Source organism: Bartonella kosoyi, from assembly GCF_003606325.2.
GTDB lineage: Bacteria > Pseudomonadota > Alphaproteobacteria > Rhizobiales > Rhizobiaceae > Bartonella > Bartonella kosoyi.
In genome coordinates this window covers 88279-108698 of record NZ_CP031843.2, presented here as the reverse complement: position 1 = coordinate 108698, position 20420 = coordinate 88279, and the positions used below count along the sequence as shown (strand labels likewise).

The following is a 20420-nucleotide window of genomic DNA, read 5'->3' as shown; positions in this document are numbered from 1 at the left end:
AATTTGAGGACTTGATGAGCGCGACCTATTCTTTGTCGAAACCTCTTGAGCGCCGTCGCTCTGTTGGTGTTTCTGTTGGTGATGTAATGGTTGGGGGGCAGAGCCCAGTTGTTGTACAGTCAATGACCAATACAGATACTGCTGATGTTGATGCAACCGTTTCTCAAGTGGCTGCTCTTTGGCAAGCGGGTTCACAATTGGTTCGGATTACTGTTGATCGTGATGAAGCAGCAGCAGCTGTACCAAAAATACGGGAGCGATTGGAAAGATTAGGTTTTTCTATCCCATTGGTTGGGGATTTTCATTATATTGGCCATAAGCTTTTATCAGAGCATCCAGCGTGTGCTGAGGCACTTGCAAAATATCGCATCAATCCTGGAAATGTAGGTTTTGGCGCAAAAAAAGATCGTCAATTTGCAGAAATTATTGAGATTGCTTGTCGGTATCATAAACCTATTCGCATTGGCGTGAATTGGGGATCTCTTGATAACGCGTTGTTGACACAGCTTATGAATGAAAATGCACAGCAAGAAAATCCCTTATCGGTGGCTGAAGTGATGCGAGAAACTGTTGTGCAGTCGGCTTTGCTTTCGGCGGCTTTAGCAGAAGAGTTGGGGTTGGGACGGGATAAAATTATTCTTTCTGCTAAAGTGAGTGATGTTCAAGATCTTATTGCTGTCTATACCACCTTAGCAGAGCGTTGTGATTATGCTCTTCATTTGGGGTTAACGGAAGCAGGGATGGGGACAAAGGGGGTTGTGGCTTCTTCGGTGGCTTTGGGCATTTTATTACAGCAGGGGATTGGCGATACGATACGAATTTCATTAACGCCTGAACCTGGTGGTGATCGAACACGAGAAGTAAAAGTGGGGCAGGAACTTTTACAAGTGATGGGGTTTCGGCAATTTCTCCCCGTGGTTGCAGCTTGCCCTGGATGTGGGCGTACAACTTCAACGGTCTTTCAGCAATTGGCGCAAAAAATTGAAGCGGATTTACACAAAAATATGCCCGTTTGGCGTGAAAAATATCCTGGGGTTGAAAGTTTGAAGGTGGCTGTGATGGGATGTATCGTCAATGGACCGGGGGAATCAAAACATGCGGATATTGGAATTTCATTGCCTGGCGTGGGTGAAAGCCCAGCGGCTCCTGTTTTTATTGAAGGAAAAAAAGTAAAAACCTTGCGTGGTGATCACATTGCTGAAGAATTCGAAGAGCTTTTGAGTGATTATATTCATACACGCTTTGGGCAGGGTTAAACAATGACACAAGGTTGAAGTAAAGAGCTTGCGTTGTTTTAAAGAAAGGTCTCTTAAGGCATCCCATTTCTCAATAGCGTTTATGAATGCTATAATGGTAAAGTTCTCGTGAAGTGTATAAAACTTATAGAACACCTTTTAAGTTTAATAAAAGAGCGCAAACCGGCAATATCACGCACTTAGTATCACGCACGTGGGAGTCTGTTTCCATATAGTTCTTAATACTTGAGACGGACCATAAGAGGCATTTTTGCTCCACACTTTAACTATTTTTTATTCCCTATGGGATTATTTTATTCCACGTGGGCTCTCCCGCTTGTGACGTGGAAAATGTGGCGTGTAAAAGATTTTGATGCAACATAAACAGCTTTAGAATGAAAGAATCTTACAATATTCAGGATGCTCATTCGATATGCAAAACAATGAATACTTTTTGTAAATATTGTTATGTGCTGCTTTGGCTATGGTGAAAGCTATTGGACCGCTTATGATCTCAAGAAAAACCAGCCGTTATGCATGCTATGAATCAAAAGCCTATGATCGATATCGATGCGTTTGAGTTTTTTGAGAATATTAAGCAAAACTCTATGAATAGTGTGATAGATCCATAGATATTGTTGCTGGTTCTTTGGCGATTCTTGAAGCAGTGAGATATTTGACGCATTTTGAAAAATGTCCAATTATAGAAAAAACATGATTCATTCATTCTTCCGTCATTTTCGAGCATTTTCCGGATATCAAAGTGATAGGACTGGAGATCTGTACGGTGGTTATGGCTTCATTTGTTGTAAAATGTAAGCTTTTGTATTGATCTAAAATGATGTATAGGGGTACCTTTTTTGGGCGTTATTGGGGGAATGCATGACAAATATATTAGCCTTTGGCTTTTTATTTAATGGTATAAGAATTTTAACAGGCGCCTTTATTGTCTTTTATATGCTTGAAAAAGGCTTAACGCTTATTGATATCGGGATCATTAAGTCATTTCAGGCTTTTATTATAATGGTTACCGATATTCCTCTGGGGTATTTTGCCGATCGAAAAAGTTATAAAATATCGATCGTCTTGGCGGCGGCTTTTGCTGCTACATGGCTCTTTCTTATGGGCGTTTCTACAAGTTTTTACGGTTTTCTTTTAGCAGAGTCTTTTAATGCCTTGTCACTGACATTGATTGCGGGGGCTTATAATGCTTTACTTGTGCAATACGCAAAAGCAAAATTGACATCGACTAAAAAAGTGCTGGGATTAAGTTCTCAATATAATTACGTTGGCATGTTTATATTTAGTTTGATTGGCGCCTATTTTGCTGATTATTCGAGCCAATATATATGGTATATTGCGGTATTTTTAATGTTGATGACAACACTCTTTGGTTTGTTTTGTCTTGATGACCTCAAAGGACAGAGAAAACCAAGTCATGGAAATGCTCTTCAGAAAAATTCTCTCATTTGTGAAGCTAAAGAGATGGTCTCTATTTTTGTTAAAGTTCCTTACATTTCTTTATGCTTTTATTTTTCATTGATTTTTTTCAATATATTTTCGCAATATTGGCAGTGGATCTTTAAAGATCATCATATTCATGTCACTTATTTTGATCTTGGTGTGACATTTTCACTGATCTTGCTCTCGCAGCTTCTGGCTAGTTTTCTCTTTACAAAACTCAGTGAGACAATAAATTTTGTTTTATTGCTATTTCTTTCAGTTTCCATGATTTTTACAGTCGCTTTTTTTGAACCAAGAAAAGAAATTGCTGTCATTTTAGTCTGTATGATTTTTTATCTCATTAAGTATACCTATCTTCGTGTGGAAGTTATTCTCCATGATCGTATTAGTGATCATTTCAGGGCTACATATGAGTCTTTCTTGTCAACTGTTGGAAGATTGAGTCTCTTGGTGTTTTTTTACATGAGTGCCTCTATGGTCAATAGGTTTGGCTTTTTCTCTCTCGTTTATATTTTTGCTCTTTATTTATTGATTTACTTATTGGCAGTATTTTTTTTAGAAGAAACACGCAAAAAATTTCAATGAGATTATTATTACACGTGTGTTTTATAAATTCATGTGCTTGTTTTAATGGACCTCTTCAAGGTTTGTCATATCCATTGAATGATGGGACCAATAATATCATGGAGATCAATGGTAAGATTTTTGAAAAAATCTCTTGGAGATTTAACAAAAAGGATGGTGTAGGCTGTGTACAATAGAGCGGAATGTAATAGGGCGGATGACGTTAATTTTTGCGTGTTGCACTAAAGCGAGCTGCTTGTTGGAGAGGGAGTGCTTTGATACCAAAAGGGTGTAAGAGGGCTTCTGCTTTTGTGATGAGGGAATCTCGCTTTTTTTCTGTTTCTTCAATGCCATAAAGGCGAACAAAAGTTGCCTTTTGTGCTGTTTCATCTTTCCCAGCGGTTTTTCCTAAAGTCTGTGTGTTGGCAGTAACATCAAGAAGATCATCCGTTAATTGAAAGGCTAGACCAAGGTAGATTCCAAAAGCCGTCAACTTTGTTAATAATTCTTCTGACGCATTGCCAATGATGGCGCCTGCTTGGCAAGCAAAGCTTATCAGAGAAGCTGTTTTCATGCGTTGTAGGGTGATGATGTCAGTACTTTCTTGTGGTCTTTTTTCTGCTTCAATGTCAAGCATCTGACCACCTATCATACCACAAAGTCCTGATGCTTTTGCAAGTGCTGTGATCAATTTTATTCTCATCTCTGTAGACAGCGCATTGGCTTTATGGGCAATGATTTCAAAGGCAAATGTCAAGAGAGCATTGCCTGCTAGAATTGCTGTTGCTTCATCAAATTCTATGTGGACGGTGGGTTTTCCACGTCGGAGGGTATCGTTATCCATGGCTGGAAGATCATCGTGAATGAGCGAATAACAGTGAACACATTCTAAGGCACATGCAATATCAAGCGAATGCTCTACAGGGATATCAAAAAGTGCAGCACTTTGAATCACAAGAAAAGGTCGCAAGCGTTTTCCACCGTTTAGCACCCCATAGCGCATGGCTTTGATGAGGTTTTCAGGGCGTGCAATTTCACCAGTTTGGATGTGATCACTGAGCAAGGTTCTCAGTCGACTTTCAACGCTTTGACCATGTTTTGCAAGAAGGGTGGTAAATTCGTGCATTCTTGCTTCCTTTGTTTTTACAAAAATGAAATGATGATGTTCAAAAAGAGAGGCTATTGCTTTTTCTTATTTTCATCAATAGGCGTAGGTTGTTATTAAAAATCAATTTCTCTTTATTATGCGTATCTTTACTGTATGCGCAAATCCCTTTTAAAGCTCAATAAGATAATGCCAAATAAAAAATTAAATGTTAGCCTTATGAAAATACTTTCATGGGTGTATAAAACGCATAAATTTTGTGGTGCTTTTGCTCTTCATTTGCTCATTGTGACATCCTTTTTGATAAAAGAAAGGTTATTTTTGCTAAGAGGAAGATCATTTTGACATTGCCTCTTCTTTTTTATCAGTATATAATGCCCTCAAATTTTATGGTGTTTTTAAATGAAGCATTGTCATTTTTGACATTGCTTTTTCTGTTTTAATGGATTTGGAGTGTCTTTTTATGGCTGTACCTAAACGAAAAACCTCTCCAGCGAAGAGGGGCATGCGCCGTTCGGCTGATGCTCTGAAGGCGCCGACTTATATCGAGGATAAAAATTCTGGTGAGTTGCGTCGCCCTCATCACATTGATTTGAAAACGGGAATGTATCGTGGACGTTCCGTTTTAGTGGTTAAGGATTGAGTATTTTATCTCTCTTCTATGCTTAGGTTTCCTTTGATTTCTTGGTGAATGCATGCTCTCGAGTTGTGCATTTGCATTTTAAGATGGCTGTCGAGGTGACCTGGCGTTGCTCTCATGCTATTGATTTGAAAACGGCCTATTGACTTGAAAGCGAAAATGTATCGTGGACGTTCCGTTTTAGGGATTAAGGCTTTAGTCTTTTATCTCTCTGTCTGTGCTGGTTAAGTTTCTTTTGATTTATGGGTGAATGTGCGTTCTTGAGCGTGCATTTTTTGCTATTCCCTAGAATAGAGGGTAAGGTTTTTTCGTAAAAAGATGATTCTATTGGGGTGGGGTGTTTTTTTGTTTTCTTGAGAGACAATAAAGGATGGTTTGTGTGCAGTGTCTTTTAAAGAATGGAGATGATGGTTTGTTTCATGCTTTTCTTGTTCTTTGATGAAGATTACAGCCATCATATAAATAAAACGCTCCAAATCGAATATACTGGTGTTGTACATCTACGCGTTTTTTAAAAATATCTCTCTCAGCGTGCTTTTCAGACCATTTCGCGACAGTACTTCGTGAAGGGTATAATGATAAAGCCCCATGAAAGAATATAAAATTTATTTGCCTTTAAGCTGCATAAAAGTGCAAGCGAGCGCTGTCACACTTTGCGAGCTCGTGGGTGTGCAAATAGCTTTTGACTTTTGAAGCGGTTCATAAGAGATATGCTTTTTTTGTAAAGTTTTTACTCACGCAACCTCTCCGCTTGTAATGGGTAAGCGAGTGTTTTTAATTGATTCAACATGGAATAGGTTGGAAATAAAAGAATCTTACGATAGTCGAGATTTTAATTCAATATAAGACAAAATGATAAATTATCTTTATAAATAAATATCTTGAATTACATGGGATGTGTGAGGGGACATTTGAATGGTTTATGGGAGAGAAGCTTCCTGTATTTAGACTGATGATTGAAGATAAAAATGATATCTTATAATATAATGATGAGTCAATGAGCTCGCTATGAAGTAAAACACATGAAGCGGTGGCGATTGTGATTTGTCGAAAAGTTAGAGTGTTGATTGGTGCTTGAAGAAACTTTATTCTTGAGAATACAGAGGATTATAAAAAAATAAAACCAGCGAAAAGCTGGTTTTATCAAAATATCTTGTTGTTATGAAAGAGTGTATAGAGTGTATTATGCAGCGTAGACAGCTTCGCTGTTTTCAGCTGTTTCTTCTCTTTCAGTTTTAAATTCGCGTTTTGGCTTGTTGGAGAGGTGCATCTCGATGAGATTAATCGCTTCTGTTTCAGAAAGGCTATTAATAACCGCAATTTCGCGGGCCATTCTTTCAAGAGCAGCGGTATAAAGTTGACGCTCAGAGTAGGATTGTTCAGGCTGTAGGTTAGAGCGAAAAAGATCACGGACTACTTCAGCGATACAAATAAGATCTCCTGAGTTGATTTTAGCATCATATTCTTGAGCGCGGCGGGACCACATGGTTCGTTTAACGCGTGCTTTTCCGCGTAAAACTTTTAACGCGCGTTCGACGGAATCTCCAGCAGATAATTTACGCATTCCAACGGAAAGGGCTTTGGCAATAGGGACTTTGACATCCATTTTATCTTTCGCAAAATGAATGACAAAAAGCTTTAATTTATGTCCTGCAACTTCTTGATCTTCAATCGCTATAATTTGTCCTACACCATGCGTGGGGTAGACGATATATTCAGAGGTTGCAAATTCTTTAGTCTTTGAGGACGTTCCATGTTGGGATGCCATAATTTTAGTTTACTCCCTTATGATCAACAAATGCATCGGAAAACAGGTTATAAACCTGAGGGTTGAGTTTTCTTTAACCAAGTATATTTACCAATTAAGTGAGCATAAAAGCCGAGTACTTTTAAATCCAAAAAAAATACATTGCTTTAATAAAAAAGCAAAGAAAAATACTTAGAAAGATGATCATGCTAGAATAACACTAACATCAAACTTCAAAAGAATCAATCATTTCGCTTGGGGATTTTTTATTTTTACAAGAGAAGTCTTTCAATTGTTGAAGGAGAGCACGGTACACTGTATCATTACTCTTCTCCACTTCCTGGATTTTCTGAAAAATACTTTTCTAGTTTATTGGGAACGCCATCCATTTCTTTTGCTTGAGGTAAAGGGTCTTTTTTTGTGGTTAAATTGGGCCATTTGTTTGCATAATGAAGATTAAGTTCTAACCATTTTTCTAGTCCTGGTTCTGTATCAGGTACAATGGCTTCTGCTGGGCATTCTGGCACACAAACACCACAGTCGATGCATTCATCAGGATGAATGACCAACATATTTTCACCTTCATAAAAACAATCGACAGGACAAACTTCAACGCAATCTGTATATTTGCAGTGAATGCAGTTGTCGGTTACTACGTGGGTCAAGATCAAACTCCATTTGTTACTTTAATGCTCTTTAGAAGAAACTGTGTGCGTGTTTTTATGATTGGAGAGTTGATCGCGTAGTACAGCTAATTTCGCAAAAGGTGAATCAGGGTTCAAACGCTTTTCCTTTTGAAAAGGTTTATAATTTGCGCGTTTGTCTTGGGATTTATGGAACTTATGAGAACGTTTTGTTTGTGATGATGCTTCTTGAGGGAAATTTCGATTCGCATTGCCCTCTTTTTGTACAGTACTCTTCGGTTTATTTTTCCATTTATGTCCAGATTTATCTCGTTTTTTTTGTGTGTGATGGTGAAATTGATGCTTATAATGCCATAATAAAATAACTTTATCTTCTGCTTTAGAGAGGGCGGGCTTGGCAAAGTTTCCAATAGGTTCAGCGGCTGGTAAAAAATTGGTTTTATGGGGGGCTGCAATATGAGAGGATAAAGTCTTCAGGGATGAGGTATTTGTTTCTTCGTGTATTGTTTCTGAAATTCTGATTGTTTTCCATAGACTACCAACGCATTCTGCGGGCCGAGCCTCTTGTGTTGTCGCAGCCACAGGAAAAGAGCTTTGCTCTGCAAGAAGATTTTGTTCAAAAACACTATTGCTTATGCTGTATGATTGGTAGCCAAGTCCTTTGAGGATTTCTTCCATATCATTCCCATTGGCTCCAAGAATGGACATCATGGCTGGGGTCACAAAAAAACTTTTACCATCATAGGCACCATCAGGTTTGGAATCACTCCCTTGTTTCCACTGAAGGGCAGGGCGGATGAGATTGGCAAGACGTTCTAAAATATCAACCCGTACGGCACGTTGTCCTAAGATTCGGTAACCGGCTAATTGATAAAATTGACGGTTATAGGTAGGGTCAACAATTAAAGAGGTACGACCAGCAGATAATGCTGTAAAAATTTCACCCAAACCCGTTTGGTTTTGTTCTGCATTTTGAAGGTTCCACAAAAGGGTAATGGCTTGAACCGGAGCGGGCTTAAGCATTCCGGCAACATAGATATGAAAAGCACCAAAACGCACACCTAGACGCCGAAGCACAGCACGGGATTCTTGCGCAAGGTTTTTGACAAGGTCTAAAACTTCGCGGCGGGGTAAAACCCCTAAAGCGTTAACCAGTTGTAAAGCAAGATTGTTGGTTGAATCTGTCAAATTATCGGCATTGCGCAAATCAAATAGGGGCTTTAAAGCCGTTTCAAAATGAAAGGTTACAAAACGCTCTAATCGTTTTATGACGTTATCGCGGGATTCTCCGATGAGTTGTGTGTCTGCTAAAACGATCAGTTTGGGTTTGAAAAAATCTTCTGTCGCAACAAGTTGCCCCACAGGTTGACCAATCCAGCGCACAATGCTATCAGAACTGAGGGTAAAATCACCATTTGCACAAGCACAAAAACGCGTCGCGCGTTTGGAAAACGCAAGAATCAAATTTTCATTCTCTATTGAGCATTGTTGCTCAACTGTTTGATCGGTATTGTTTTTGTTGGCATAAAAACGAAAACCTTCAAATTTACCCCTTCCGTATTTCTCAATGAGAATATCATCCTGAAGAATCTCATTCTGTTGAACAATCTTGCTATCCATGATCATTTTCTTTCTCAGTGTGACACTGGTAAAAGCCTTTTGCGACAACTCCATAATGCTGTTCTTCCTTTAACACGTTTGTTGCGCTTGCTTCAATCATTCTTGTCGTTTTTTGATGTTTCTTTTTGCGTCTTTAAAAACTTAGAGCCTGCTTTTTATTCAGTTTTTATTCAGTTGGGATGTTTTATATTTGTAGATTACACTTATTAGTTGTAATGTAAAGCTGAAAGCGTAAAAAGCATAAACAGATTCTCTAAAATTAAAAGGAAATGGAATCGGTCATCAAAAAAGTAGCATGTGTTTTGTTTGATCACTTTTTTTTTGCCGTTTTGTCATGAAAAGTGAAGAGAAAGTTTTTTTCAAATATTTCATAGGCTAAAAGGCATATTGTAGGGGCATTTTGCAGGTGAAATTATGTCTTATGACAAGAAGTTTTACCATGATCATGAAAAAAACAATTGCGATTATAAATTTACACGCTAAAGTAGTGAGACAAAAGTGGACAACTTTCGCGTTCTTTTTTAAGAAATAACAATGATGTCGTTACCAAATCAATTTTGATAATTTTAATCGCAAGGGGTTATTATGGGTAATCTTTCAAATGCTGTTTATAAAAGCAGCAAAAATTATAGCGATGCAGACAAAAGCTTAGGACGGAATATGATGCGTTCTGCTATGCAAGCACCTTATCTTGAACGACAAAAAGAGCATGATTTGGCTCTGCGATGGAAAGATAAACGCGATGATGATGCCATGCATCAAATTGCCGCAGCTCATATGCGCCTGGTGATTGCTATTGCGAACCGTTTTAAACGTTTCAAAATGCCCTTAGGGGATTTGGTACAAGAAGGGTATGTGGGACTGTTGGAAGCTGCTGCGCGTTTTGAACCTGATCGTGAAGTGCGTTTTTCAACTTATGCAACATGGTGGATACGGGCTTCTATTCAAGATTATATTTTGCGAAACTGGTCAATTGTTCGAGGGGGAACTAGTTCTTCGCAAAAAGCACTTTTCTTTAATTTGCGGCGTTTGCGCGCAAAATTGGTGCAAGATGATAGTGCTTTGTCAAAACAGGATATTTTTCGTACAATCGCTGAAAAGCTCGGTGTTTCCGTACGCGATGTTGAAACAATGGATTTTCGTTTTTCCAGTTCGGATAATTCCTTGAGCGTTTCTGTTTCTGAGAACAGTGACAATCCCATTGCGAAGATGGATGTTTTGGTTGATGAGAGCCCTCTTCCTGATGCTTTAATTGAGCAAGTGATTGATGGTCAACGACGTACGCAATGGCTTTATGATGCGTTACAAATTCTCAACGAACGGGAGCTGGAAATTATTCGCTTTCGTCGTTTAAATGAAGAGGGAGCTACTCTAGAAGTTTTGGGTGAAAAATTAGGAATTTCGAAAGAACGCGTGCGTCAAATTGAAGCACGGGCTTTACAGAAATTACGTTCTGCTCTCCTTACGGTTCATTCAGAAGATGCTTACGATATATAAGCCATGAAAGACTTTGTGAGGGGGTAGGTGCGGGGGCGTAGGGCGTGATGAAGCTGGTTGAGGGATTGCTCGCTTTATCAAGCCATACGCCTCCTTCTGGGGTGCATTGAACCGTTCTTCATGAGCAGAAGAAGATTGGGGGGTGATGTTTGTTTGAGAAGATCTATGCAGAAATTGCGCTCTATTCTCTTTGACACATTCATTTTAGAAGATCTTTAAGATATAGAAGCCATGAAAGACTTTGTGAGGGGGGGGGTAGCTGCCGGGGCGTAGGGCATGGTAAGGCTGGTTGCATTTGCCAATAGGCTTGAGGAGGGCGCGATTAAAGACAGACAAAGAATCAAGATTGCCAGATGAAAAAGAAAACTTATTCGGTGATAATTTTTACTTTTGTACCAGCATGTAACGTTTGTTGAGTTGGTGAGAGGGCATTGAGAATCCGAAAGAGTTTCTCTTTGTTTGGTGTGTGTTGCATTTTATGGGCAAGGTTTGCAACATTTTCTCCTTGTTTAACGCGGACAATACTGATCTTTAATGGTTTCAATTTTTTTAACTCTAAAGTTGAAAGAGGGTGAAAACTTTGGACCGTTTTTTGGGCAATTTCTGCAAAATTTTGAGAATTATAGGGCGCTGCCGTCAGAAAACGAAAAATATGATTATTAAACAGAATGACAACCACATCAAATTGCCATTGCTCGTAAGTCGCACGGGCTTGTGCTGCAAGTAAATTTTGGCTTAAGTGTTCTTGATGGGGGGCGGCTTGAATTGTGAGGGGGTGGATAGATGATGGGTCTAGACCGATAATCCCCCCGCTTTTTAAATAATCACTTGCAGACATTCTTGCTGGACGGGGAATGGCATCAAAGCGAATCGCAATTTTATTGGGACCACTCGCCCAAACGGTTTGTGCGGAATGTTCTATTGTAAAATTATTGGGAATAGAAAAAGCGATACGCCATTGCGGATGAATAAATTCATTGCCACGTACAAACCCTGTGTAAAAGCTTCCTCCAAAAGTCATGCCATCAATGCTTTTGAGAAAAGAATCACGATCAGTATTTCCACTATTTTGTTGATTGATTTTACGGGCTTTTTTTATCGCAAGTCGAATGCGTTGAGGGGTGGTGGGGTGAGAGGCTAGAAAGTCTAAGGAGGCATTTGAGGTGCCAGAAATATTCTGAAACGCACTATAGGCTTCCATTGTTTGAAGAAAGCGCGGGGAAGCAAAGGGATCATATCCTGCTTGTTGGAGCATTTCGAGGGCAAGGGAATCAGCTTCTAGCTCTTGATTGCGGGAAAATTGTGCAAGTTGTTGCTTGTTGTGTACGGGATTGTGATTTTTGCCCATAGTAGAAAAAAGACGAGGAGACATATGATGTGTCATCTTCTTTAATTGGGCTTCTTTTTGTAGGCGTAAAATGCCATGATTAGCTCTGATATGGGCCATCTCATGGGCTAAAATGGCCGCAACTTCTGAAGAATCATTGGCGAGTGCTAGCATACCACGGGTGATGTAGATCGAGCCATTGGGGAGTGCAAATGCATTGACATTTTCTGAGTTTAAAATTGTGACAGAATAGCTTTGAGGAGAATGGTGGGAGGCAATGGTTAGTTTACGAATAATTTTTGCTAAAAAGCGTTCAAGTGTTGCATCATGATAAGCGCCACCATACATTTGCAAAATACGGGGGTGTTGCAGAGCGCTTAATGTGACATAGATATTATGATTGTCAGTATGTTTGATTATTTCAGAAGAACTGGAAGAGAGCCTATCATTTTGAGAAAGAGGGATGTGACAAGCTGAAAGGAGAAGCATTAAACTGATGAAAGTTGCTTTATAAGGCAGAGAGCGAAAAAGAAAATTTCGTTGAAAAATGGCGTGTATTGGATCGCGAGGCAGGTTATTTCTGCGGTGTAATATGGCAAATTTCATGTGTATCTTTATATCGTGTGTTTTTTTAAGAGAAGCTTTAAGGATTCGTTTGGCTATATCACGGTTATCGTTTATAAAAAAAAGGCAAAATATGGCATGACAACATTTACGATATTGTTAAATGGAGATCTTTTTATCACTGATCGTTTGCTTAATCAAATTCAAAACAGTCGGGTGATTGCTGCAGATGGTGGGATGCGTCATGCGGCAGTACTTAACGTGATGCCTGAGTTGTGGTTAGGGGATTTTGATTCATCTGATCAGACTCTGATCGACAAATATAGTCATGTTCCGCGTGAGGTTTTTCCCTCTGATAAAGATATGACAGATAGTGCTTTGGCTTGTGAAAGAGCGCTACAAAAGGGGGCTAAAAAGCTGATTTTGTGCGGGGCTTTGGGAGGGGAGCGAAGTGATCATAGCCTTTCTCATATGACGCAAGCATTGATGATGGCTGAGAAAGGCATTTCAGTGTTGTTGACAAGCGGTTTGGAAGAAGGTTGGCCGGTTGTGCCTAAACTTGCGTTGTATGATTTGCCTCAAGAGTGTTTGTTTAGTCTTATCGGTTTTTCTGACTTACAAGGCTTAACGCTTGAAGGGGTAAAATGGCCAATTTGTGATAAAAATGTGTCATTTGGCTCTTCTTTAACACTTTCTAACCGTATTTGTGGAACCTTTTCTTGCCATTTAGGTTCTGGAAAAGCTATATTGTTAGCGTCTGTGCCTATTCCGTAAAGCTCTTCCAATATATTTTGAATAAGGCAGGGGGGGGCTGAGTGATTAAGTGCCGACATAACTGATATATTATGTATTGATCTTGAGAAGGAAAGGTTTTGCTATGTTCAAATCAATTTTAAAAGTAGCCGTCGTTTCTGCGATTGGTTTCAGTTCGGTGGCTTGTACGACAACTGATGAACGCGTTGCGCGTTACGGTGTAGGGGGAGCAGCAATCGGGGCCTTGGCTGGAACAGCTATTGCTGGAAGTACACCTGGAGCAGCGCTTACTGGTGCGGCATTTGGTGCTTTGGCTGGAACCATAACGGGTGAGGCTGTAAATCAAAGAAGACAACAAAGACAAGCTTCACAATTGTGCACATATCGCTCTCGCAGAGGACATGTTTACCAAGCACCTTGTGCGCAAAGAGTCCCAGTACGTCAATTATGTACTTATCGTGATGCAAGAGGGGTGATGTATCAAGCACCTTGTCCGCTCCGCGTTCGTTAATGGCGGTGCCATTGCTGCGGCTTGACCGCATTTCCCTAGCCTTTGGGATAACGCCTTTGCTCAACCAAGCCTGTTTATCGGTTGAGCAGGGAGCGCGTATTGCGTTGGTAGGCCGTAATGGTTGTGGAAAATCAACCCTGTTAAAGATTGCCGCAGGAATATTAGAGCCTCATGGTGGCGAAATTTTTCGCCACCCTCGCGTAACACTTCGTTATGTCGCTCAAAATCCGGATTGTTCAGGTTTTGAGGATATTAATGCTTATATGGAAGCAGGATTGGATCAGACATCTGATGTTCAGTGGATCAATATGCTTCGCACAAATTTAGGGTTTTCGGGCGCGGAAAAATTAGAAACGCTTTCGGGCGGTGAAAAGAGGCGTGTTTCATTATTACGGGCCATTGCAGCAAAGCCGGATATTTTGTTCTTAGATGAACCAACCAATCATCTTGATTTACCAACCATTGAATGGTTGGAAGGCGTGTTGTTTTCTTTGCGTTCGGCGATTGTGGTGATTTCTCATGATCGACGATTTTTAGAAAATGTCACGCGTTCAACGGTATGGCTTGATCGTGGGACAACCAAAAGACTGGAAAAGCATTTTTCAGAATTTGAGAATTGGCGCGATAAAACACTGGAAGAAGAAGCACTCGAGCAGCATAAATTGGGGCGTCAAATTGTCCGTGAAGAGCAATGGTTGCGTTATGGGGTAACAGCACGGCGTAAGCGTAATGTACGGCGCTTGAGCGAATTAAAAAACTTAAGACAGCGTCATCAAACCTATCAGGGGCAGCCTGGAAGTGCACTGTTGACAGCAGCAAAAACTCATGATTCTGGTCAATTGGTGCTCGAAGCAAAAAAAATTTCAAAATCCTATGGGGATCGCGTTATCGTGAAAGATTTTTCTTTACGCATTCAGAGGGGGGATCGAATTGGTTTGGTAGGACCTAATGGGATTGGAAAGACAACGCTTCTTTCCGCATTGATTGGGCAAAAAACCGTGGATAGTGGGACGGTGAGGCATGGTTATAACCTCTCCATGGCATTGCTTGATCAGCAACGTATTCTCAATGAAGAAGAAACTTTGGCGCACTATTTAACGGGGGGAAGGGGCGATACTCTTGTGATCAATGGACAAGAACGGCATGTGGTTTCTTATATGAAAGACTTTTTATTTTTGCCGGAACAAGCGCGCACCCCCCTTAAAGAATTTTCGGGAGGAGAAAGAGCACGACTCATGCTTGCACGCCTTCTTTCTCGTCCGGCAAACTTTTTAATTCTTGATGAACCAACCAATGATTTGGATATGGAAACTTTGGATTTGTTGCAAGAATTTATCGCTGATTTTGCGGGAACTGTGTTGTTGGTAAGCCATGACAGAGATTTTTTAGATCGTACTGTAACGCATATGTTGGCACCGGAGGGCGATGGTCATTGGGTTTTATATGCGGGCGGCTATAGTGATATGATGGCGCAAAATAAACAGGCTTTGACATTTCAACGTAAAGAAATAGAATTATCGCACCGTAAAATATCTGCAAAATCTTGCGCAGGGGTGGGCGGAAAATATGCTTCATCAAAAGATTCTAGTTTGGATAGTGCGGGAGAGAAAAAAACACGAAGAAAATTGTCTTATAAGCAGGTTTATGCATTGGAAAAATTGCCTGAAGAAATCGCTGTTTTGCAAAATGAAATAAAAAAAATTGAACAAGAGCTCTCTGACCCAACTCTTTATTGCAATGATAAAGAACGTTTTGAGCGTTTATCAACAGCGTTGGAAAAAAAGAAAATGATTTGCACACAAAAGCAAGAAGAATGGCTAGAACTTGAAATTTTACGCGAAGAAATAGAAGTTTATTCACATTAATGTTTCTCATCATCTCTCAGCATTTATAAGAGATTCCTATTGTTTCATCGCTTTCTGTAGAGCACTTGGACATATTAAAGAATAACCACAGTGTCTTATGAATGCATAAAGAGCCGATTGTAGAAAAATACTTTTGACAGCGGTTCAAAGTCATAGGGCTGATTAATGGGATTTGGAAGCAAGCTTGACTGTATATGTTTGGCTTTTTTGCACAATTCTTGATAAAAGAGATCTTGATAAAGAAAAAATTATTGGTGCGGTGCGTTTTTCAAAATGCTCTGTATGCAAGCAGGGCAATACACTCACACGCTTTGCCAGTTCCCAATGTTGCTATCACCCGTGGCTCTTGAGCGCATTTATAAAAAGCATTCTCTTGTCTTTACCTTATATTCTAACCAAGCACCCACGCTTATGAAGAAACAAGCAAATGAGCCTCATTGATTCTCATGTGAGAAGCGTTGTGATGCGAAAAAGCGTAAGGTATTCGATGTTACGGGTTAAGGTTAAAAATGATGATATGTCAGGACAAATCAACGTGTTATTGTAACATTTCTAGGAGGAGAAAATGATGGCAATTAAAACAAAGCGAACAATTTCCACATTGATTGGTTTAGAAGATGCCGCTTCATTGTCTGCTTATTACTTGCGGAATGCGAATTATCTGCGCCCTTTTGAACCGTTGAGAACTGATGATTACCACAGCCTAACAGCTTGGGAAACACGCGCCGATGCATTTGCTTATGAAAGCGCACAAGGGCAAGCCTATCGATATGCCGTACGACTCAAAAATGAAAACACAATCATCGGTGTTGTGAACTTTACAAATGTGGTTCGTGGTGTTTTTCAAGCCTGTCATCTTGGCTTTTCTCTTGATGAGAAAAAACAAGGCAAAGGCCTTATGTTTGAGAGTTTATCGGCTCTTATACGCCATATCTTTCAAGTCTATCACCTGCATAGAGTGATGGCAAATTATAGACCTGAGAACATAAAAAGCAAACTTTTATTAAAGCGCCTTCATTTTGAAAAAGAAGGCTATGCCAAAGATTATTTGATGATTTCTGGAAAATGGAGAGATCATATTCTAACCTCTCGAATCAATGACCTTTATGAGCCCGTCAATAGATTTGAATAAAAGATTTTAATAAAGCTAGGGCCTTTTTACCAGATGTCTAAATATGCCCAACTTTTCACAATCTTAACAAGATGAAGATCCTTAAATCTCTCTTCTGTAAACAGTTTAGGACCTTTGTTTAGTGAATTTCAGCTGCTGACCCCTTTAAATGTTTTTCATCCTAGATAATGAATTGATTGATCATCTTATTCATTGTTTTGCAATTTGAATAAAAGTCTTCAATAGCGCAAGATTCTCTCTATTTTACACCTGTTTTTAGGTTGAAGGACTCAAAAACGCTTTGCTGGCATGTATGAGTGGGGTTGGCTTACAAGGGAGATCCGTATAGATAAAATACCCTCCCTATGGATACAAACGCCCCTGTGGATAGAAATAATTGAAGGATAAGACGTAAAAATGCGCTTTTCATGAATTCTTTCACTTTTTATGAATTCTTTCAAATGTGAGGGCTGTTAAAATGTTACGCATCCTGTGAAGTCGTCTCGTCACAGGTTACATAAATTTTTGTTATTTTGCATAAACTGCTCACGGTGGGCAGAATTTTTGTGCATTCACGCGTTTTTTTCCATTTTCTTAAGAAAAATTCCAATGTTATCAATGTTGTTAATTCATTCCAAGCGCATTTTTATAAAGTTCAATGATGGCTTCTTCTTCCATTCGTTCGTGCTCTTCTTTTTTACGCAACCGTATAATGCTTCGAACAGCTTTGCTATCAAACCCAGAGCCTTTAAGTTCCGTGTAGACGTCTTTAATATCATCGGAAATGGTTTTTTTTTCTTCTTCTAGTCGTTCAATTCGTTCGATAAAAGAGCGTAATTGATTGACGGATATAGCGTGTGTTTGATCGGTTACTGTATCATTCATTGTATTTTCTCCAGGTTATATGTTGTACGTTATTTTTTCGATGACCAATTTATGTCGAAAAAGCTTGAAAAATAAAAAATCAATCAAGTACCACAGTTTTTTTACAAATTGACTTTAAATATTTTGTAAAGTTTTTAAGATATATGTATTGATAAAAGGGCTATAAAAAGAAAAATATAAAAATATGTGTTCTAGATTTGAAAGGCTTTTGAAAAAACAATTGAAAAAAAAGATGTATGATTTGTTTTGAGAATTGACATTATAGAGGAAGTTTTGTGATTTTGAAAAAACAATATTGGGCATTTCAGAAAAGATTAAAGGTTTTTCTCGTGAGCATTTTGCTCTTATTTCCCCTTGTTGTTTTTGCAAAGGCTGACTTTAGGGTGTGTAACACAACCCAACAGTCTGTAGGGGTTGCTCTTGGGTATCGTACGTTTTCAGGGTGGGTGAGCGAAGGCTGGTGGGTGGTTCCCGTGACAGAATGTAAAACTTTAATCGAAGGACCTCTTGCTTCGCGGTTTTATTATTTTTATGCAGAAGGAGCACAAAAAAAAGGAAGCTGGGCAGGTTCTGTCACCATGTGTGTGCAAGATAGCCAATTTACTATTCAAGGGGTTCATGATTGTTTCCCTCGAGGATATCAAAAGGCTGAGTTTAAGGAAATCGATACCGGTAATCAAACCAGTTGGATGGTACAGTTGACGGATGATTCTTTGTTCAACAATTCAGTTTCCTCTTCTCTTTCAGGAAATTCTCCACCGTGAAACGAGCCCGTAAAGTAAAAATTATTGCGACTCTTGGTCCTTCTTCTTTTTCTTGTGTAATGATTGAGAAGCTTTTTAGGGCAGGAGCAGATGTTTTTCGCCTTAATATGAGTCATACGGATCGTGACACATTGGGCGATTTGGTCAAGTCGATACGGGAGGTTGAAAAAACGGTTCAACGGCCCATCGGTATTTTGGTGGATCTTCAGGGACCAAAACTGCGTATTGGTCATTTTGCCAAAGGTCAAGAAGATTTGCGTGTCGGGCAAAGCTTTACATTAGATCATCGCGATGTGGCTGGTGATGCACGGCGTGTTTTTTTCCCCCATGAGGATGTCTTTTTGGCACTTAAACCAGGGGATCGGTTGTTGATTGATGATGGAAGGGTGGAACTGCGCGCTGAAGTGTGTGATGATCATTTTGTTCAGTGTCGCGTGGTTGCTGGAACCCGTATTTCTGATCGAAAAGGTGTGAGTTTTCCTGATACAGTTTTGCCTTTTGATTCGATGACCTCAAAAGATAAGGCTGATCTTCAGGCGCTGTTACAGCAGCCTGTTGATTGGGTTGCCCTTTCTTTTATTCAGCGTCCAGAAGATATTATAGCGGTGCGCAGATTGACAAAAAGCAAGGTGTCTTTGATGGCTAAAATCGAAAAGCCTCAAGCCTTGGAACATATAGAAAAGATTATTGAAGTCTCTGATGGTATTATGATTGCGCGCGGAGATCTCGGGGTGGAAATGCCTCTGGAAAGAGTTCCTGCACTTCAGATGGAGTTGATCAAAGCTTGCCGTTTAGCCGGAAAACCGGTGGTGGTGGCGACACAAATGCTCGAATCAATGATCACATCTCCTGTGCCAACGCGTGCAGAAGTATCCGATGTTGCTACAGCGGTTTATGCTGGAACAGATGCCGTGATGTTGTCGGCTGAATCTGCTTCTGGTCGTTATCCGGAAGAAGCGGTGCTTATGATGGATAAAATCGCGCGGCAAATTGAACAAGATCATACTTATGCTGCTCAGGTTGGAGCACAACATCCTGCACCGGAAACGACAGGGACAGATGCGATTTCTCTTGCAGCGCGTCAGATTGCTGAAACACTTTCACTCTCCGCGATCGTTGCCTATACGGCTTCAGGAACAACAGGGGTGCGCGCCTCTCGTGAACGTCCCAATAGACCGATTATTGCTTTATCGCCCATTGTGGAAACAGCGCGGCGTTTGGCTCTCATTTGGGGGCTTCATTGTGTGGTGACTGATGATGCAAAGAATTTAGAGGATATGGTTGATCGTGCAGCTACCATTGCCTTTCAGGAAGGTTTTTGCCAAGGGGGAGATCGCTTCCTTGTGACAGCCGGTGTTCCCCTTGGAACGCCTGGCGCAACAAACCTTTTGCGTATTGTTTCTGTCTCTCAAGATGGAACGAAGGGGATTTGATCCGTTTACGCATGTGTTTTTTCATACGCCTTTAAACAGGCTTCAGGAACAACAGGGGAGCGCTTCTCGTGAACGTCCCAATAGACCGATTTCGCTTTGATCTTCCCTTGTGGAAACAGCGCGGCGTTTGGCTCTCATTTGGGGGCTTCATTCGTGTGGTGACTGATGATGCAAAGAATTTAGAGGATATGGTTGATCGTGCAGCTACCATTGCCTTTCAGGAAGGTTTTTGCCAAGGGGGAGATCGCTTCCTTGTGACAGCCGGTGTTCCCCTTGGAACGCCTGGCGCAACAAACCTTTTGCGTATTGTTTCTGTCTCTCAAGATGGAACGAAGGGGATTTGATCCGTTTACGCATGTGTTTTTTCATACGCCTTTAAACAGGCTTCAGGAACAACAGGGGTGCGCGCCTCTCGTGAACGTCCCAATAGACCGATTATTGCTTTATCGCCCATTGTGGAAACAGCGCGGCGTTTGGCTCTCATTTGGGGGCTTCATTCGTGTGGTGACTGATGATGCAAAGAATTTAGAGGATATGGTTGATCGTGCAGCTACCATTGCCTTTCAGGAAGGTTTTTGCCAAGGGGGAGATCGCTTCCTTGTGACAGCCGGTGTTCCCCTTGGAACGCCTGGCGCAACAAACCTTTTGCGTATTGCTTCTGTCTCTCAAGATGGAACGAAGGGGATTTGAT

General features: G+C 40.3%; 16 protein-coding genes and 2 pseudogenes. 12 read left to right on the top strand and 6 right to left on the bottom strand.

From position 1 onward, the window contains the following. Nucleotides 1-14: 14 nt before the first annotated feature. Both ispG and D1093_RS00545 read left to right on the top strand, forming a co-directional pair. On the top strand, nucleotides 15-1256 hold the full coding sequence (ispG, locus tag D1093_RS00550; protein ID WP_120099917.1) for a flavodoxin-dependent (E)-4-hydroxy-3-methylbut-2-enyl-diphosphate synthase: 1242 nt from the start codon (nucleotides 15-17) through the stop codon (nucleotides 1254-1256). An 861-nt stretch (nucleotides 1257-2117) separates the two neighbouring features. Next, complete coding sequence (locus D1093_RS00545) at nucleotides 2118-3284, top strand: MFS transporter (RefSeq protein ID WP_120099916.1); 1167 nt, start codon at nucleotides 2118-2120, stop codon at nucleotides 3282-3284. Nucleotides 3285-3486: 202 nt separating this feature from the next. Here the strand turns inward: D1093_RS00545 and D1093_RS00540 are convergent, their stop codons facing one another. Further along, on the bottom strand, nucleotides 3487-4389 hold the full coding sequence (locus D1093_RS00540) for a polyprenyl synthetase family protein (RefSeq protein WP_120099915.1): 903 nt from the start codon (nucleotides 4387-4389) through the stop codon (nucleotides 3487-3489). A gap of 442 nt (nucleotides 4390-4831) precedes the next feature. On the opposite strand from D1093_RS00540, the gene rpmF reads away from it, so the two are divergent. Then, nucleotides 4832-5011 (top strand): 50S ribosomal protein L32, encoded by a 180-nt coding sequence (gene rpmF / locus D1093_RS00535; RefSeq protein WP_005774555.1) that lies wholly within the window; start codon nucleotides 4832-4834, stop codon nucleotides 5009-5011. A gap of 1180 nt (nucleotides 5012-6191) precedes the next feature. Here rpmF and D1093_RS00530 read toward each other — a convergent pair. From D1093_RS00530 to D1093_RS00520, 3 genes are all read right to left on the bottom strand, one after another. Next, on the bottom strand, nucleotides 6192-6776 hold the full coding sequence (locus tag D1093_RS00530) for a CarD family transcriptional regulator (protein WP_005774557.1): 585 nt from the start codon (nucleotides 6774-6776) through the stop codon (nucleotides 6192-6194). A 302-nt stretch (nucleotides 6777-7078) separates the two neighbouring features. Next, the gene (fdxA, locus tag D1093_RS00525; RefSeq protein ID WP_012232471.1) at nucleotides 7079-7420 is read right to left on the bottom strand and encodes a ferredoxin FdxA; all 342 of its coding nucleotides are present in this window, start codon (nucleotides 7418-7420) and stop codon (nucleotides 7079-7081) included. A gap of 21 nt (nucleotides 7421-7441) precedes the next feature. Further along, entirely contained in the window at nucleotides 7442-9025 is a 1584-nt protein-coding gene (locus tag D1093_RS00520) for a hypothetical protein (RefSeq protein ID WP_174767411.1), read from the bottom strand. Between the two features lie 579 nt (nucleotides 9026-9604). On the opposite strand from D1093_RS00520, the gene D1093_RS00515 reads away from it, so the two are divergent. Continuing rightward, on the top strand, nucleotides 9605-10516 hold the full coding sequence (locus D1093_RS00515; RefSeq protein ID WP_005774560.1) for an RNA polymerase factor sigma-32: 912 nt from the start codon (nucleotides 9605-9607) through the stop codon (nucleotides 10514-10516). A gap of 367 nt (nucleotides 10517-10883) precedes the next feature. On the opposite strand, the gene D1093_RS00510 is transcribed toward D1093_RS00515, so the two are convergent. Further along, nucleotides 10884-12449: a M48 family metalloprotease gene (locus D1093_RS00510; protein ID WP_174767391.1), complete on the bottom strand. Its 1566-nt coding sequence runs from the start codon at nucleotides 12447-12449 to the stop codon at nucleotides 10884-10886. A gap of 96 nt (nucleotides 12450-12545) precedes the next feature. Here D1093_RS00510 and D1093_RS00505 point away from each other — a divergent pair, with 96 nt between their 5' ends. The 4 genes from D1093_RS00505 (at nucleotide 12546) to rimJ (ending at nucleotide 16668) form a co-directional block, all read left to right on the top strand. Continuing rightward, nucleotides 12546-13181, top strand: coding sequence for a thiamine diphosphokinase (locus D1093_RS00505; protein ID WP_005774924.1), 636 nt, complete (start codon nucleotides 12546-12548; stop codon nucleotides 13179-13181). A gap of 103 nt (nucleotides 13182-13284) precedes the next feature. Further along, nucleotides 13285-13671 (top strand): hypothetical protein, encoded by a 387-nt coding sequence (locus D1093_RS00500; protein ID WP_120099912.1) that lies wholly within the window; start codon nucleotides 13285-13287, stop codon nucleotides 13669-13671. Next, nucleotides 13671-15536 (top strand): ABC-F family ATP-binding cassette domain-containing protein, encoded by a 1866-nt coding sequence (locus D1093_RS00495; protein ID WP_005774921.1) that lies wholly within the window; start codon nucleotides 13671-13673, stop codon nucleotides 15534-15536. Before D1093_RS00500 ends, D1093_RS00495 begins: the two co-directional genes overlap by 1 nt. Before the next feature lie 568 nt (nucleotides 15537-16104). After that, entirely contained in the window at nucleotides 16105-16668 is a 564-nt protein-coding gene (gene rimJ, locus D1093_RS00490; protein WP_026500906.1) for a ribosomal protein S5-alanine N-acetyltransferase, read from the top strand. Between the two features lie 603 nt (nucleotides 16669-17271). Here the strand turns inward: rimJ and D1093_RS00485 are convergent. After that, complete coding sequence (locus tag D1093_RS00485) at nucleotides 17272-17532, bottom strand: DUF2312 domain-containing protein (RefSeq protein WP_005774567.1); 261 nt, start codon at nucleotides 17530-17532, stop codon at nucleotides 17272-17274. A 275-nt stretch (nucleotides 17533-17807) separates the two neighbouring features. Between D1093_RS00485 and D1093_RS00480 the strand changes: the two genes are divergently transcribed. The 4 genes and pseudogenes from D1093_RS00480 to D1093_RS00465 all read left to right on the top strand — a co-directional run. Beyond that, nucleotides 17808-18296 (top strand): DUF1036 domain-containing protein, encoded by a 489-nt coding sequence (locus tag D1093_RS00480; RefSeq protein WP_120099910.1) that lies wholly within the window; start codon nucleotides 17808-17810, stop codon nucleotides 18294-18296. Continuing rightward, nucleotides 18293-19729, top strand: a complete 1437-nt coding sequence (gene pyk, locus D1093_RS00475; protein ID WP_120099909.1) for a pyruvate kinase — start codon at nucleotides 18293-18295, stop codon at nucleotides 19727-19729. The genes D1093_RS00480 and pyk overlap by 4 nt, the downstream gene beginning before the upstream one ends. 39 nt (nucleotides 19730-19768) lie before the next feature. Further along, nucleotides 19769-20073, top strand: a pseudogene (locus D1093_RS00470) (pyruvate kinase alpha/beta domain-containing protein); the annotation flags it as partial. 39 nt (nucleotides 20074-20112) lie between these two features. Then, nucleotides 20113-20419: pseudogene (locus D1093_RS00465) on the top strand (pyruvate kinase alpha/beta domain-containing protein); the annotation flags it as partial. Between the last annotated feature and the right edge of the window lies 1 nt (nucleotide 20420).

Bases quoted from the DNA above. Each gene is read 5' to 3' on its own strand.
- ispG (WP_120099917.1), top strand. From the start codon at position 15: ATGAGCGCGACCTATTCTTTGTCGAAACCTCTTGAGCGCCGTCGCTCT.
- D1093_RS00545 (WP_120099916.1), top strand. From the start codon at position 2,118: ATGACAAATATATTAGCCTTTGGCTTTTTATTTAATGGTATAAGAATT.
- D1093_RS00540 (WP_120099915.1), bottom strand. From the start codon at position 4,389: ATGCACGAATTTACCACCCTTCTTGCAAAACATGGTCAAAGCGTTGAA.
- rpmF (WP_005774555.1), top strand. From the start codon at position 4,832: ATGGCTGTACCTAAACGAAAAACCTCTCCAGCGAAGAGGGGCATGCGC.
- D1093_RS00530 (WP_005774557.1), bottom strand. From the start codon at position 6,776: ATGGCATCCCAACATGGAACGTCCTCAAAGACTAAAGAATTTGCAACC.
- D1093_RS00520 (WP_174767411.1), bottom strand. From the start codon at position 9,025: ATGATCATGGATAGCAAGATTGTTCAACAGAATGAGATTCTTCAGGAT.
- D1093_RS00515 (WP_005774560.1), top strand. From the start codon at position 9,605: ATGGGTAATCTTTCAAATGCTGTTTATAAAAGCAGCAAAAATTATAGC.
- D1093_RS00510 (WP_174767391.1), bottom strand. From the start codon at position 12,449: ATGAAATTTGCCATATTACACCGCAGAAATAACCTGCCTCGCGATCCA.
- D1093_RS00505 (WP_005774924.1), top strand. From the start codon at position 12,546: ATGACAACATTTACGATATTGTTAAATGGAGATCTTTTTATCACTGAT.
- D1093_RS00500 (WP_120099912.1), top strand. From the start codon at position 13,285: ATGTTCAAATCAATTTTAAAAGTAGCCGTCGTTTCTGCGATTGGTTTC.
- D1093_RS00495 (WP_005774921.1), top strand. From the start codon at position 13,671: ATGGCGGTGCCATTGCTGCGGCTTGACCGCATTTCCCTAGCCTTTGGG.
- rimJ (WP_026500906.1), top strand. From the start codon at position 16,105: ATGGCAATTAAAACAAAGCGAACAATTTCCACATTGATTGGTTTAGAA.
- D1093_RS00485 (WP_005774567.1), bottom strand. From the start codon at position 17,532: ATGAATGATACAGTAACCGATCAAACACACGCTATATCCGTCAATCAA.